Below are 14,661 nucleotides of genomic sequence, written 5' to 3'. Positions count from 1 at the left end.
ACGGGTTGATGACCCGGGAAAGCTCTATCCCTGTCGGACACGGCTCGCCTGCGCTGTCCCAGGAACCATCACGGCAAGCACGAGTTTCCCGGTCGGGCAGGCGAAAGTCACACGAGGCCGACCGTGCAAGACGACATGCGCGTCCGTTCCACGGCGCAGATCGCGGGTCATCCGATTCACCCGATGCTGGTGCCGATCCCGATCGTGTGCTTCATCGGGGCGCTGTTCACCGACATCGCCTATGTCGCGAGCGCCGAGATCATGTGGGCGGATTTTTCCGCCTGGCTCCTGCTCGTCGGCGTCATCTTCGGCGTGCTCGCGGCCATCGCAGGCCTGACCGATTTCCTCGGCAACCGCCTGGTGCGGACGCAAGCGCCGGCCTGGCCGCATCTGATCGGCAACGCCGTGGCGCTGGTCCTTGCGATCTTCAACACGATGATTCACATGCGCGATGCCTGGACCTCGGTGTGGCCAACCGGGCTCGTGCTTTCGGCACTGACCGTCCTGATCCTGCCCGTCACCGGCTGGCTCGGGTGGGCCATGGTCTATCGCCACGGTGTGGGAGTTGCGCGATGAAGTTCTCCGTTGCCCGCGCGCTGTTGTGCTCTTCGTTGCTGTGTCTGGCCGGCTGCAATGACGGCAGCGGCGATCCGAAGGCGCAAATCGGCGCCAATCCGACGCTGCCGGAGATCCAGCAATATCTGCTGCCGCCGGTCCACATCGCCCGCATTGTCGGCTGGAAGAAGGACGAGACGCCGGCCGTTGCGCAGGGCTTGCAGGCCAAGGCGTTTGCGACCGGCTTGCAGCATCCGCGTTTCCTCTACGTGCTGCCCAACGGCGACGTGCTGGTGGTGGAATCCAAGGCGCCGAAGGGGGCCGCGATCAAGCGGCCCAAGGAGATCGTCATGGGATATATCGAGTCCTGGGCGACATCGGGCGGCGGCGACACCGGGCCGGGTAACCGCATCACGCTCCTGCGTGACAGCAACGGCGACGGCGTGCCTGACACGCAAAGCGTCTTCCTCGACCATCTCAACTCGCCGTTCGGCGTCGCGCTGGTCGGCAACGATCTCTATGTCGCCAACACCGATGCGATCGTGAAATATCCCTACACCGAGGGCGACACCAAGATCACCGCACCCGGTACGGTGCTGACGCCGCTGCCGGGCGGGCCGATCAATCATCATTGGACCAAGAGCCTGGTCGCGAGCCCCGACGGTTCGAAACTCTATGCCGGCGTCGGCTCCAACAGCAACATCACCGAAAACGGCATGGAGGCCGAGCACAATCGCGCCGCGATCCTCGAAGTCGACCGTGCCAGCGGCCGCTGGCGCGTCTTCGCAAGCGGCCTGCGCAATCCGAACGGCCTCAGCTTCGAGCCGCAGACCGGTGCGCTGTGGACGGTGGTGAACGAGCGCGACGAGATCGGTCCCGATCTCGTGCCCGACTACATGACGTCGGTGAAGGACGGCGGCTTCTACGGCTGGCCTTACAGCTATTGGGGCCAGCACGTCGATCCCCGCGTCAAGCCGGAGCAGCCGGACCTCGTCGCCAAGGCGATCGTGCCGGACTACGCGCTGAGCTCGCATGTCGCCCCACTCGGGATGGCTTTCTCCAGCGGCACGAGCCTGCCGGCCGCTTATCGTAGTGGCGCCTTCGTCGGTGAGCACGGCAGTTGGAACCGGCAGGTGCTGAACGGCTACAAGGTCGTGTTCGTGCCGTTTGCGGACGGCAAGCCGAGCGGGCCGGCGCAGGACGTCGTGACCGGCTTCCTCAACAGCGACAATCAGGCGCGCGGACGTCCCGTCGGCGTCGCCATCGACAAGACCGGCGCGCTGCTGGTGGCCGACGACAGTGGCAACACGGTGTGGCGGGTGACGGCGGTGCGTCCGCAGCTGACGCAACGTTAAACGTGCCGGCGCGTTATCGGGCAGACGGTCTCTGAACGCCAAGCCAGGAGTTGGACCATGGGCCTTGCTCAATATGCCATCGTGCCGGTGCAGGACGAATGGGGCGTGCTGCACGACGGCGACGTCAAGAGCAGATACGCCACCAAGGAAGCCGCATTCGAATCGGCGGTTGCCGCGGCATCCCTGGCCCTTCGCGAGGGACATGAAGTCCATGTCAGCGTCCCTGGCCGCGAAGCCGGCGAGACTGCACTCGGTGTCTAGAGCGCCGCCACGCGGACAGCATTCGAGAGGAGGAGGCCAAGATGACCAAGCCTCGCGAGCAGAACGGCGTCGAGCCGCCGCTGTCCGAAGACGATATCCAGCGCGATCAGCTCGGCCCGCGCGGCGTGCCCGACCCGGCCAGGATGACGCCGCAACGCGACAAGAAGACGCCGAAGCATATCGAGCCCGGCCACACCGCGTGACGCGGCTCTGCGGCGGCTCATGATCAGACGATCAACTACCCGCGCCGCGCGGCAATCCCAACCGCAACCTCGGCACAGGCGTTGAAATCGAGAGGGTCGGCTTCGATGCCATCGGGCGTGCCGGCCGCCAGTCCGCGCGCATAGCCGCTGCCCGGGCGTTCGCCCGGCATAACATCATGTTAGGTTTATCGCATAACTGGGTAATTGTGTTAGCCCGGCGAAAGCCTATTGTCACCCCCAATCAGACACCGACCGGCAGTGACAAGCGCCCGCGAAACTCCGCAGAGCGCCCGGCGATTGCTGCCCAATTTTCCAATGAAGCCCGCCAACGGGCCGTCAGCAAACCAGATTGGGAGGATTTTGAGATGGTCACGACGCGCGCGATCCATGACATGACTCAGTCCAGGAAGGCTGCCGCAAGCGGCTGGATCGGGTCGGCTCTCGAATATTATGACTTCTTCATCTACGCGACAGCTGCCTCGCTGATCTTCCCGCAGATCTTCTTCCCGTCGGATAATCCCACAGTCGCAATCGTCGCATCGCTTGCGACTTATGGCGTCGGATACGTGGCGCGGCCGATCGGTGCCTTCGTCCTCGGACATTGGGGCGACACGCATGGCCGCAAGACCGTTCTCATCCTTTGCATGTTCCTGATGGGCCTCTCGACGATGGCGGTAGGTATCCTGCCGACGTATCAGCAGGCCGGCATCATGGCGCCGATCCTGCTCGTCATCCTGCGACTTGTGCAGGGATTTGCCGTGGCCGGTGAAATCTCCGGCGCGAGCTCGATGATTCTGGAGCACGCGCCGTTCGGTCGGCGCGGCTTTTATGCAAGCTTCGCGCTCCAGGGCGTGCAGGCCGGACAAATTCTCGCGGCAGCCGTCTTCCTGCCGCTGGCGGCCTATATGCCGACCGACGCCTTCAACAGCTGGGGCTGGCGGATTCCGTTCCTGCTCAGCTTCTTCGTCATCATCGCCGGCTACATCATCCGCCGCGAAGTCGACGAAACGCCTGCTTTTGCCCGAGAGGACGAGCGCGGAGAAACGCCACGGGCTCCGATCGTCCAGGCCATCAAGCTGAGCTGGCCCGACATGCTGCGGGTCATCTGCATGGCGCTCATGAACGTCATTCCGGTCGTTGCGACCATCTTTGGGGCGGCCTACGCGGTCCAGCCGGCCTATGGCATCGGCTTTGCCAAGGACGTCTATCTGTGGATCCCGGTGCTCGGAAACATGCTGGCCGTATTCGTCATTCCCTTCGTCGGCCATCTCTCCGACAAGGTCGGCCGCAAGCCCCCGATCATCGTGGGCGCGCTGCTCTCCGGCCTGCTCGCCTTCGGCTATCTCTATGCCATCAGCATCAGAAACGTGCCGCTCGCGATCCTCCTGTCGCTCCTGATGTGGGGCGTGGTCTATCAGGGCTACAACGCGATCTTCCCGAGCTTTTACCCGGAGCTGTTTCCGACGCGCACCCGTGTGTCGGCGATGGCGATCTCGCAGAACATCGGCACGACCATCACGGCATTGCTTCCTGCCCTGTTTGCGACCGTGGCTCCTCCCGGCTCGACCAACATTCCCTTGACGGTGGGGGCGATCGCCTTCGGCATCACTGTCATCGCGGCACTGGCGGCCGTCACGGCGCGCGAAACCTATCGGATCAGCATCGACGATCTCGGTAATCCCCAGGCCGTTCCGATGGCGCAGGCCGATTATGAGCGGCAGCGTGCGGCAGCAGCGGGCGGTGCGACCGCAATTCCGACCTGATCCGGACAGAACAAGGCCATGCCGCTGCAAATGACGAAGGTTGCAGCGGCAGGGCTTCACGCATAGCGTGACTAACTACTCGAACTTTGTGCGCGCGAGCGCTGGAATCATGAGGTTGTTGGATGAACCCCGCTGTCGTTGCTGTCGCGATCACCGGCTCCGTTCCGCGCAAGAAGGACAATCCGGCGGTCCCCATCTTGCCGTCCGAGCAGATCGAATCGACGCAACAAGCCTTCGAGGCCGGCGCCACGCTTGCGCATATCCATGTTCGCAACGATGACGAGACGCCATCCTCCGACCCCGAGCGATTTGCCCTGGTGCAGGAGGGGATCAGGAAGCATTGTCCGGGGATGATCGTCCAGTTCTCGACCGGCGGGCGGGGCCGCGATCCCTCGGCGCGCGGCTCAGCGCTTTATCTCAAGCCCGACATGGCCTCGCTCTCCACCGGCTCAGTGAACTTTCCGACGATAGTTTACGAAAACAGCGCCGCGCTGGTCGAAACGCTCGCCACCAGCATGAAAGCGAATGGCATTCGGCCGGAAATCGAGATCTTCGATTTGTCGCATCTGCATGGCGCCCGCCGCCTGATCGAGGCGGGCCTGATCGACCAGCGTCCGCACGTGCAGTTCGTCATGGGCGTCAAGAACGCAATGCCGGCGGACGAACATGTCCTCGACATCCTGTTGGGAGAGCTCAGGCGGCTGATCCCGAAAGCAACCTGGACCGCAGCCGGAATCGGGCGCCATCAAGCCGAGGTCATGGGCTGGGCGCTCGCGCGGGGCGCCGACGCGGTTCGCACCGGGCTCGAGGACAATATCAGGATCGACAAGACGCGCCTGGCCGCCAGCAACGCAGAGCTGGTGGCCATCGCGGCCGAGGCTGTCGCACGGCACGGCCGGCGCGTCGCGACCGCGACTGAGGCGCGATCCTTGCTCGGGATCGCAGGGTAGGGCGACCGTCCACCGGTCGACATGCTCCCGGCTGCCTCCTGCCATTCGGCGGCCGGCGTTCCCGTGCGCCGAGTCTCCCGGTATGACGGGGGCACAGGCGCGATCTGCGCCTGGCGGGCAGGCGATATTTGGAATGCGGTTCTTGAAATCTGACAGCAGGCTCATCGGGGTCCTGCTGGTGCTCGCGACCACGCAGCTGGTCGGATGGGGCACGATCGGGCTTCCCGCCATCATCGGGCGCGACCTTGCGGCGGACCTCGGCATGAGCCTGCCGGCGGTGTTCGCGGGGACATCCGTTCTCTATGTCTCGATGGGACTGTGCGCTCCCTGGCTCGCCAAGTCGTTTGCGCGGCATGGCGCGCGGACGGTCATGATGATCGGCACGGTCGTCACCGTGCCGGGCTTCGTGCTGCTGTCCTTCGCGCGCGAGCCGATGCTCTATTTCGCCGCCTGGATCGTGCTCGGCATCGCCGGCAGCGCCACCTTGTCGACCGGCGCCTATATCATGCTGAACGAGGTTGCCGGGCGGCAAGCCAAGAGCGCGATCGGCGCGCTCATGCTGGTGACGGGATTGTCCAACAGCATCTTCTGGCCGGCCACGTCGTTCCTGAGCGGTCACCTCGGCTGGCGTGGAACATGCCTCGTCTATGCCGCCATGTTGATTCTCGTTTCGCTTCCGCTCTATGCGTTCGCGGCTCCGCGCCGGAGAGGCGCGGAAGGCGATGGCGGTGCGCCGGCCAAGCCTGAGGATGCGCCGCCACTTGCGCGGAGCACGTTCCGTCTCGTCGTTGCCGCGATCACCCTCAATGCCTTCGTCAATTTCGGCCTTTCCGCCATTCTCATCGAGCTGCTCCGGGCGGAGGGGTTGGCGCCGGCCCAGGCCATCGCCTTCGGCTCGATGCTCGGTGTGATCCAGGTCAGCGCGCGCGGGCTGGACTTCCTCGGGGGCGGGCGATGGGACGGCATCACGACCGGCCTCGTCGCAGGCACGGCCTTGCCGGTGGCGATGCTGCTGCTGATGATGAGCGAGGGCACGACCTGGGCAGTCGCGGTCTTCATCCTGCTCTATGGCGCCGGCAGCGGCGCAATGGCGGTGGCGCGGGCGACCATCCCGCTGGTGTTCTACGACCAGGCCGAGTTCGCCAAGGCCATGTCGATGATCGCGCTGCCGCTCAATCTCGCATCCGCAATCTCGCCGCCGCTCCTCGTCGGCTTGCTCACGGAGTTCGGCAGCCGCGGCGCCCTCGGTCTCACCTTCGTCTGCTCCTGTGCGACCGTGCTGATCCTGGTCCTGCTCGGCCGGCGCCGGCCGCGAATTGTCGCCGCAGCCCTGATCTAAGAAAAAATATTCGCCGTGCGGAATTCGACGTCCACACAGCCGATGCTGTCGCCGGGCAGGGGATGGCCGTATGCCGCCAGTGCAGTGCTCGGAGCCCGAAAATAGTGTATCGGCAAGGTGCGCGGCCAGAGCTTCGAGCCGCCGCGCCAAGATTCCAGTTCCCCGGAGGAAATCGACATGTCGGCCTTGCCGCTTTCAGGCATCAAGATCCTTGACCTCACCCGCGTGCTCGCCGGTCCCCTGTCGGCCCAGATGCTGGGGGACCTGGGTGCGGAGGTCATCAAGATCGAGCGGCCGGGCACCGGCGACGACGCGCGCGCCTTCGGCCCACCTTACCTCGCCGATCCCGAAGGCAAGGCGAACAACAACAACTCGTTCTACCTCTGCGCCAACCGTAACAAGAAGTCGGTCACGGTCAACATCGCCAAGCCGGAGGGGCAGGCGATCATCCGCGAGCTCGCCAAGGACGTCGACGTCTTCATGGAGAACTACAAGGTCGGCGATCTCAAGCGCTACGGCCTCGACTATGAATCAATCAAGGCGATCAATCCCGGCATCATCTATTGCTCGGTGACCGGCTTCGGCCAGACCGGCCCATACGCGCCGCGCGCCGGCTATGACGCCATCCTGCAGGCGATGGGCGGCCTGATGAGCGTCACCGGCCATATCGACGGCGAGCCGGGCGAGGGCCCGATGAAGGTCGGTCCCTCGATCGTCGACTACATGACCGGCATGAACTCATCGATCGGGATTCTCTCGGCGCTCTACCATCGCGACGCCAATGGCGGGGAGGGACAGCACATCGACGTCTGTCTGTTCGATACCGTGATCGCCTCGCTCAGCCACTGGCTCCAGATCTACCTCGTCAACGGCAAGACGCCGCCGCGCCGCGGCACCTGGGGCAATGGCGGCATGCCGGCCGGCGTGTTCCGCTGCACCGACGGCGAGCTGATGCTGGTGGTCGGCAATGACGGCCAGTTCCAGCGCACCTGCGCTGTGCTTGGCGAGCCCGAGCTCGCCAGCGACAGGCGCTTCATCAAGAACAACGACCGCGTCGTGCACGGCAAGGAGATCATGGCGATCTTCGCCGGTCTGTTCCTGAAGAAGCCGGTGGCCTATTGGCTGGAAAAGCTCGAGGAGGCCGGCGTGCCCTCAGGGCCGATCAACAATTTCGAGCAGGTGTTTTCCGATCCGCACGTCCAGTCGCGCGGCATGCGGGTGAAGGTCCACCATCCCTTCGAGCCCGATCTGTCGCTGGTCCGCAATGCGCTCACTTTGTCCGAGACCCCGATCAAGGACTACCGCGCGCCGCCGCTTCTGGGCGAGCACACCCAGGAGGTGCTTACCGGCAAGCTCGGCTATGATGCCGGCAAGATCGAGACGCTGAAGCAGCAGGGCATCATTTAGCGCGCGGGGGGCGGCGGTCGCGACCGCGGATGAGGCCCGTGCGATGCTCGGGCTTGCCTGAAGCTTGCCCGCAATCCCCAGATAATCCCGGTCCGTAGTCGCACAGGCTTTCGCCGCGCGCCCGATTCTGATCCGATCTCTCCACTTGAGCGGGAGGGAAGCGAATGTCCTACACGATCGGGTTCCAGGCCAAGAACCAGAAGGGAATTCTGGCGACCGAGGCGGCGACCGCAAATCAGGCCGTCGCCATCATTGCCGCGCTGCGGCAAAGTTCCGATGAGATCAAGTTCATCCGTTCACCCCAGGAAGGCGAGATGGGCATCGAGATGCTGCTGCTGCTCGCCAAGGAAGAGGCCGAGGAGATGCCGCAGCGGGTCTAGGGCCCGCCACACTTCGATCGAAAGCGAACCATGCCGGCTGCAATATGATGTAGCACGGCGCCGTCTCGCTCGAACCGAAGGTGGCCGCCATGAAACGCGAAGCGCTCCGCGTCGAACCGATCTCGACGTTTCTCGACCGTTGGAAGGCGCCGACTTCGCCGGTGACGCGTGCAGGCAACATGATCTTCGTCGCCGGCCTGCCGCCGTTCGATCCGGCGACGGGCGAGATCGCCCCAGTTCCGATCGAGCGGCAGAGCGAGCTCGTGATGGAGCAGATGAAGCTGTGCCTTCAGACGGCCGGCGCCTCGCTCGACAACGTCATGAAATGCAATGTCTACTGCACATCGACGAAGCATTTCGCCGCCTTCAACACCGTCTATGCGCGCTACTTCCCGCTCGATCCGCCGGCGCGGATCTTCGTCTGCACGCCGGAATGGTTCGGTCCCTTCGACGTCGAGATCGACTGCATCGCGATGATGTGAGGGGCGATCCTTTCGCTTCTCCCCGCAAGCGGTAGGGCTATCGCATATGGCGTGAATAATGCTTCGGCATCGGCAGTGGGCTCCTTCTCCCGCTTGCGGGGGAGGGCGGGGGTGGGGGTGCCTCCCGCGTCGGGATTGTCGAGAATTGCGGAGGCGATCCCAGTGCGGTGAGAGCCCTCACCCGCCGCGCTCGGGACGATGCTTCGCATCGCCCGGGACGCGTCGGCCTCTCCCGCAAGCGGGAGAGGCGGAGCAAACTCGCGGGTGGTCCCCGCGAAATGCATATGCGATAGCCCTACCGCAAACGGGGCGAGGGAGCGCAGCGTCGGTGTGGCTACCTTTTCGACTAACGCGCCGCCACCTTTGACGACACCTTCGTCTCGGTCCGTCCCGCCGTCAGCGCCATCGTCGCGACGCTGACGACGCGGGCGACCACGTCCTCGACGTCGTCGAGATCGCATTTGCCTTCCGACAGCTTCGTCAGCCGCTCGCTCTCGCGGATGGTGTGGTGCGCCATGGCGAGCGCGAAGTTCAGGCCCCAGTAGATCTCGACGTCGCTGCGCTCGGGCAGGGATCTCCGCATCGCGCCGGCGAATTTGCGCAAATGGTCGATCTCGCGGTTCTTGATGCGGCGGATCGGCGGCACGGATTCGATCGAGGCGCGGATCATGAAACGTGCCGCGGTGGAGCGCTGGTTCTCGGGGCCGAGGCAGCCGCGCAAGGTGGGGCCGACGAGCGCGCGCAAAATCACCTCGATCGGCGCGCGCCCGCCGCCTTGTTCCTCCGCCGCCTTCAGTTCGCGCAGGCGCTCGCGATTGGTCGCGATCGAGCGCGTGACGAACAATTCCGCGATCAATTCATCCTTCGAGCCGAAATGATAGTTCACCGCGGCCAGATTGACATTGGCCTCCGCGACGATGTCACGGAGCGTCACGTCGCCGAAGCCGCGATCGGCGTAGAGCCGTTCGGCGGCGGCGAGAATGGCAGACCTCGTATGATCGCTGGCCATGAGTGCCCTGGATGGGGGGAGTTGCAATTCAAACAGTTGTATGAAACTATCGTTTGAAGGCCGGAAATGTCAATCCGTAATCGGGACTCGTTCGCAACTTGCGATTCCGTTCCGAGGCGGCCGCAACGCACGCGCATTCGCGCTTGCGGGTCGCGCGCGGCAGCACGACAGTCCGGCGCAAGAGATTGTTCAAAGAGCAAGACGAGGAGCGTCCTATGGATTTCGATCTGTCGCCCAAGCAGAAGGAATGGCTCGACCGCGTGCAGTCCTTCATGGCCAAGCACGTGCGCCCGGCGGTGCCGATCTACGACCAGCAGGACAAGAGCGGCGACCGCTGGAAGGTGATCCCGGTCCTGGAAGACCTCAAGAAGAAGGCCAAGGCCGAGGGCCTCTGGAACATGTTCCTGCCGCCGTCGGAGCATGAGGATGACGAATTCCGCGGCGCGGGACTGACCAATCTCGAATATGCGCTGCTCTCGGAAGAGATGGGCCGCATCACCTGGGCCTCGGAGGTGTTCAACTGTTCCGCGCCCGACACCGGCAACATGGAAGTGTTCATCCGTTACGGCTCCAAGGAGCAGAAGCGCAAATGGCTGCGCCCGCTGATGGACGGCGAGATCCGTTCCGCCTTCCTGATGACGGAACCGGCGGTGGCCTCGTCGGACGCCACCAACATCGAGACCCGCATCGAGAAGGACGGCGACCACTACGTCATCAACGGTCGCAAATGGTGGTCGTCCGGCGTCGGCGATCCCCGCTGCAAGATCGCGATCCTGATGGGCAAGACCGATTTCAAGGCCGCCAAGCACCAGCAGCAGTCGCAGATCCTGGTTCCGCTCGACACCCCCGGCATCAAGGTCGAGAAGATGTTGCCCGTGTTCGGTTTTGACGACGCGCCGCACGGCCACGCCCAGGTGCTGCTCGAGAACGTGCGGGTGCCGAAGGAGAACATCCTGCTCGGCGAAGGCCGCGGTTTCGAGATCGCGCAGGGCCGTCTCGGCCCGGGCCGCATTCATCACTGCATGCGCACCATCGGCAAAGCCGAGGAGGCGCTGGAGAAGATGGTGAAGCGGCTCGCCTCGCGCACTGCCTTCGGCAAGAGGATCGTCGAGCACTCGGTGTGGGAGCAGCGCATTGGCGAGGCCCGTACCAACATCGAGATGACGCGTCTGCTGTGCCTCAAGGCGGCCGACATGATGGACAAGGTCGGCAACAAGACCGCGCAGGCCGAGATCGCGATGATCAAGGTCGCAGCCCCCAACATGGCGCTGAAGATCATCGACGAGGCGATCCAGGCCTTTGGCGGCGGCGGCGTCTCGGATGAAGCCGGCCTTGCCAAGGACTACGCCCACATCCGCACGCTGCGGCTCGCCGACGGTCCGGACGAGGTGCACAATCGCGCCATTGCCAGACTTGAACTTCGGAAGTATGCAAACTCTCCAAGTCACTAAACAAGTCATCGAGAGGGAGAGCCGGACGGCGCTTCCGACTTGAAGACACGACAGGGCATGATCCGCGTCGGATGACCGCTTGACGCAAGTGCGCCAGTGGTTACCGATTAGGATCATGCTCGACCTGAAAAGGTCAGGACTGAAGAGGGAGCGTCATCGTGGCTGACGGCGTCAGGAAAGACGAGGAGTTTTCGGGCACCAAGCCGGTCGAGGAGCGGCATCGTTTCGACGAGCTGCGGCTCGAGGCCTGGATGCGCGACAACGTCGAAGGCTATGAGGGGCCGCTGGTCGTCCTCCAGTTCAAGGGCGGCCAGTCCAACCCGACCTATCGGCTCGACACGCCGAACCGTTCCTATGTGATGCGCCGAAAGCCGTTCGGCAAATTGCTGCCTTCGGCGCACGCCGTCGATCGCGAATACCGCGTGATTGCAGCCCTTGGAAAACAAGGCTTTCCGGTCGCGCGCGCCTACGCGCTGTGCCAGGACGACAGCGTCATTGGCGCTGCCTTCTACATCATGTCGATGGAGGAGGGCCGGGTGTTCTGGGATCCGACGCTGCCGAGCCAGGATGCCGATGCGCGGCGCAAGATCTTCACCAGCAAGATCGAGACGCTGGCGCAACTCCACATGTTCGATCCCGTTGCGATCGGCCTTGGCGACTTCGGCAAGCCCGGCAATTATTTCGCGCGACAGATCGACCGCTGGACCAAGCAGTACCGCGCCTCCGAAACCCAGCACATTCCGGAGTTCGAGAAGGTCGCCGAATGGCTGCCGAAGACCGTGCCGGAGCAGGCGCGCGTCTCGATCGTCCACGGCGACTATCGCCTCGACAACATGATTTTCCACGCGACGGAACCGCGCGTGCAGGCGGTGCTGGACTGGGAGCTGTCGACGCTCGGCGATCCCATGGCCGATTTCACCTATCTGTTGATGCAGTGGATCATGCCGGGCTTGCACGGCGTCGATCTCAAGGCGCTCAACATCCCCAGCCTGGAAGAGGCCGCGCAGATCTACTGCAGCGTCACCAAGATGAACGTGCCGGACCTCAACTGGTACTTCTCCTACAATCTGTTCCGCCTCGCCGGCATCACGCAGGGTATCGCGGGGCGCATCCGCGACGGCACCGCCGCGAACGCCAAAGCGCTCGAATCCGCCAAGCGCACCGTGCCGCTGTCGCAAGCGTCGTGGGAATATGCGCAGAAGGCGGGGGCGGTTTAGGAAGAGCGAAGGCGCGGCCGGTGGCCGCGCCTTTTTCATTTGTGGTTGGCCGTCCCCACACCTCCGGTGTCATTGCCCGCGAAAGCGGGCAATCCAGTATTCCAGAGGCAGCAGTGCTTGAGCCGAGAAGCCGCAGCGTATTGGATGCCCCGCTTTCGCGGAGCATGACAGCCGTGATGAGGCGAGCTCGTGCCACTCGTCATTGCGAGCGAAGCGAAGCAATCCAGAGTATCTCCGCAGTAACAGTCTGGATTGCTTCGTCGCAAGAGCTCCTCGCAATGACGAGGAGGTGGGCATCGAGCCCCCTCACTTGCAGCTCCTGTAGGGTGGGCAAAAGCGCGTAGCGCTGTGCCCACCATCTTTCCCCAATCGTGGCGAAAGCGGTGGGCACGCTTCGCTTTGCCCACCCTGTTTCCACAAACTCGGTGTCATTGCCCGCGAAAGCGGGCAATCCAGTATTCCAGAAGCGGCAGTGCTTGAGCCGAGAGGCCGCAGCGTACTGGATGCCCCGCTTTCGCGGAGCATGACAGCCGCGATGAGGCGAGCTCTTACAGCTCGTCATTGCGAGCCACCGGGTCCGCGCGGAGCGCGGCCCGATGACAGGCTCCGCGATCCAGCATATCTCCGCAGTGACAGTCTGGATTGCTTCGTCGCAAGAGCTCCTCGCAATGACGAGGAGGTGGGCTACCCCCTCACACAATGCGCGATCAGCCTCTCGACAAACCCCGCGCATTTCTCCAACTCCGCCATCGCGACGAACTCGTCCGGCGTATGCGCCTGTGCGATCGATCCCGGGCCGATCACCACCGATGGGATATCGGCTATGCTGGCGAACAGGCTGGCCTCGGTGCCGAAGGCGACCTTGGCGTGGTCGTTGCGCCCCGCAAGGCTTTTGGCCAGCGTGACGATGGCGGCATCGGCAGCCGTATCGAGCGCGGGATAGTCGAGGATTTCCTCGAAATCGATGCCGCAATCGGCATTCTTTGCCTTCATCGCCGGCGCGAGCTCGGCCTTGGCCCAGGCGACGATCGCATCGGTGACCTCACGCGATTCCGTGATGCCGATGCCGCGACATTCGAACTCGACTGCACAATGGTCCGGCACGATGTTGAGCGCGGCGCCGCCATGCACGATGCTGGTGAGCAGCGTCGAGTGCGGAACATCGTAGAGGCTGTCCGTTGATCGCGCGGCCGCGAGCTTCACTGCGCGGCGCCGGATTTCGGTGATCAGCTCGGCTGCATATTCGATCGCGTTGACGCCGTCGGGTGCGATCGAGGAATGGCGGGCGAGGCCGCGAAACGTGGCGCGGACACCGTGCTTGCCCTTGTGGCCGATGATGACCTTCATCTCGGTCGGCTCGCCGATGAAGGCGCCGAGCGGCTTGACCTTCGTCTTGGCGATTTCGCGCAGCATCGGCCGCACGCCGACGCAGCCGATCTCCTCGTCATAGGAGATCGCGAGATGAATCGGCGTCTTGAGCTTCGCCTCCACCATCTCCGGCACCATCGCGAGGCACACCGCGACAAAGCCCTTCATGTCGGTGGTGCCGCGGCCGTAGAGCTTGCCGTCACGCTCGACGAGCTTGAACGGATCGTGGCTCCAGTCCTGGCCGACGACGGGCACGACGTCGGTGTGGCCCGACAGCACCAGGCCCGGGCGGTCCTCAGGTCCAATGGTGACCCACAGCGAGGCCTTCTTGCCGGTCTCATCGATGATGCGCTCGCCCTTGACGCCGAACGCGGCGAGATAGCTTTCGATATGGGCGATCAGGGGCAGGTTGGTGCGGTCGCTGACGGTGTCGAAAGCAACGAGGTCGGTGAGCAGCTTGCGGATACGGTCGGGTCTTGAGCTCTGCATTTTCAGGATCTTGGTAGGAGATTGCGGAAGCCGAGGCGGCTTGCATGAACCATACCAACGTGGTGGCCGGTCGCGCAAATCAACACAGATCCGTAGCCCGGATGGAGCGCAGAGAGTGGGCAAGAATTGTGTTTCGCCCCTGATTATATGGCGTAGCCGAGGGTCGGGCGTATTTTTGCTTGGAAGCGCGGTGCCGTGGCTTGTAGGCGGGTGACGGCGTTAAGCAGCCAGAACGCCCAATGTGGATGGCAATTGGCCAGATAGGCCATGAAGCTGTCGATTCCGAGGATGCTCAATACGCGGGAGAAGTTGTAGCAGAGCGCCATCAGGCTCCATTCGCCGCGCACCTTGTCGAAGCCGCGGACGAGGAAGTGGCGGTAGCCCGCCCGGCATTTGAGGGTGCCGAAGGGGTGTTCGGCGAGTTCGGCCCGG

General features: G+C 63.9%; 16 protein-coding genes. 12 read left to right on the top strand and 4 right to left on the bottom strand.

Annotated features, from left to right (window positions below; genetic code table 11):
- Nucleotides 1-123: 123 nt before the first annotated feature.
- From BLV07_RS21330 to BLV07_RS21305, 7 genes are all read left to right on the top strand, one after another.
- Nucleotides 124-576, top strand: a complete 453-nt coding sequence (locus BLV07_RS21330; RefSeq protein ID WP_091889220.1) for a DUF2231 domain-containing protein — start codon at nucleotides 124-126, stop codon at nucleotides 574-576.
- Nucleotides 573-1,910 (top strand): PQQ-dependent sugar dehydrogenase, encoded by a 1,338-nt coding sequence (locus BLV07_RS21325; protein WP_091889219.1) that lies wholly within the window; start codon nucleotides 573-575, stop codon nucleotides 1,908-1,910. The genes BLV07_RS21330 and BLV07_RS21325 overlap by 4 nt, the downstream gene beginning before the upstream one ends.
- Before the next feature lie 57 nt (nucleotides 1,911-1,967).
- Nucleotides 1,968-2,171, top strand: coding sequence for a hypothetical protein (locus tag BLV07_RS21320; RefSeq protein WP_091889217.1), 204 nt, complete (start codon nucleotides 1,968-1,970; stop codon nucleotides 2,169-2,171).
- 41 nt (nucleotides 2,172-2,212) lie between these two features.
- Nucleotides 2,213-2,374, top strand: coding sequence for a hypothetical protein (locus tag BLV07_RS47685; protein WP_176945674.1), 162 nt, complete (start codon nucleotides 2,213-2,215; stop codon nucleotides 2,372-2,374).
- Nucleotides 2,375-2,739: 365 nt separating this feature from the next.
- On the top strand, nucleotides 2,740-4,137 hold the full coding sequence (locus BLV07_RS21315; protein WP_091889215.1) for an MFS transporter: 1,398 nt from the start codon (nucleotides 2,740-2,742) through the stop codon (nucleotides 4,135-4,137).
- A 122-nt stretch (nucleotides 4,138-4,259) separates the two neighbouring features.
- Nucleotides 4,260-5,087, top strand: coding sequence for a 3-oxoadipate:acetyl-CoA acetyltransferase (locus BLV07_RS21310; protein ID WP_091889213.1), 828 nt, complete (start codon nucleotides 4,260-4,262; stop codon nucleotides 5,085-5,087).
- 133 nt (nucleotides 5,088-5,220) lie between these two features.
- Nucleotides 5,221-6,426, top strand: coding sequence for an MFS transporter (locus BLV07_RS21305; RefSeq protein ID WP_176945673.1), 1,206 nt, complete (start codon nucleotides 5,221-5,223; stop codon nucleotides 6,424-6,426).
- Here the strand turns inward: BLV07_RS21305 and BLV07_RS21300 are convergent.
- Nucleotides 6,423-6,629: a hypothetical protein gene (locus tag BLV07_RS21300; RefSeq protein WP_091889209.1), complete on the bottom strand. Its 207-nt coding sequence runs from the start codon at nucleotides 6,627-6,629 to the stop codon at nucleotides 6,423-6,425. The genes BLV07_RS21305 and BLV07_RS21300 overlap by 4 nt on opposite strands.
- Here BLV07_RS21300 and BLV07_RS21295 point away from each other — a divergent pair.
- The 3 genes from BLV07_RS21295 (at nucleotide 6,604) to BLV07_RS21285 (ending at nucleotide 8,695) form a co-directional block, all read left to right on the top strand.
- Complete coding sequence (locus tag BLV07_RS21295; protein ID WP_091889207.1) at nucleotides 6,604-7,833, top strand: CaiB/BaiF CoA transferase family protein; 1,230 nt, start codon at nucleotides 6,604-6,606, stop codon at nucleotides 7,831-7,833. The genes BLV07_RS21300 and BLV07_RS21295 overlap by 26 nt on opposite strands.
- Nucleotides 7,834-7,997: 164 nt before the next feature.
- Nucleotides 7,998-8,213, top strand: a complete 216-nt coding sequence (locus BLV07_RS21290; RefSeq protein WP_091889205.1) for a hypothetical protein — start codon at nucleotides 7,998-8,000, stop codon at nucleotides 8,211-8,213.
- Nucleotides 8,214-8,302: 89 nt separating this feature from the next.
- Nucleotides 8,303-8,695, top strand: a complete 393-nt coding sequence (locus BLV07_RS21285) for a RidA family protein (RefSeq protein ID WP_176945672.1) — start codon at nucleotides 8,303-8,305, stop codon at nucleotides 8,693-8,695.
- 346 nt (nucleotides 8,696-9,041) lie between these two features.
- Here BLV07_RS21285 and BLV07_RS21280 read toward each other — a convergent pair whose 3' ends face one another.
- Nucleotides 9,042-9,704 (bottom strand): TetR/AcrR family transcriptional regulator, encoded by a 663-nt coding sequence (locus BLV07_RS21280; RefSeq protein ID WP_091889201.1) that lies wholly within the window; start codon nucleotides 9,702-9,704, stop codon nucleotides 9,042-9,044.
- A 215-nt stretch (nucleotides 9,705-9,919) separates the two neighbouring features.
- Here BLV07_RS21280 and BLV07_RS21275 point away from each other — a divergent pair, with 215 nt between their 5' ends.
- The gene (locus BLV07_RS21275) at nucleotides 9,920-11,155 is read left to right on the top strand and encodes an acyl-CoA dehydrogenase family protein (protein WP_091889199.1); all 1,236 of its coding nucleotides are present in this window, start codon (nucleotides 9,920-9,922) and stop codon (nucleotides 11,153-11,155) included.
- A 158-nt stretch (nucleotides 11,156-11,313) separates the two neighbouring features.
- On the top strand, nucleotides 11,314-12,372 hold the full coding sequence (locus tag BLV07_RS21270; RefSeq protein WP_091889197.1) for a phosphotransferase family protein: 1,059 nt from the start codon (nucleotides 11,314-11,316) through the stop codon (nucleotides 12,370-12,372).
- A gap of 684 nt (nucleotides 12,373-13,056) precedes the next feature.
- Here the strand turns inward: BLV07_RS21270 and argE are convergent.
- Together argE and BLV07_RS48345 are read right to left on the bottom strand one after the other, a co-directional pair.
- The gene (gene argE, locus BLV07_RS21260) at nucleotides 13,057-14,229 is read right to left on the bottom strand and encodes an acetylornithine deacetylase (RefSeq protein ID WP_091889193.1); all 1,173 of its coding nucleotides are present in this window, start codon (nucleotides 14,227-14,229) and stop codon (nucleotides 13,057-13,059) included.
- Nucleotides 14,230-14,372: 143 nt separating this feature from the next.
- Nucleotides 14,373-14,661, bottom strand: a 289-nt coding sequence (locus BLV07_RS48345; protein WP_210187810.1) for a transposase, incomplete at its 5' end; no start/stop codon positions are given.

The organism is Bradyrhizobium sp. Rc2d (assembly GCF_900099855.1).
In the GTDB taxonomy this organism is placed as follows: domain Bacteria; phylum Pseudomonadota; class Alphaproteobacteria; order Rhizobiales; family Xanthobacteraceae; genus Bradyrhizobium.
Note: the sequence above shows the minus strand (reverse complement) of the source record. Positions and strands in the feature narration are given on the sequence as shown.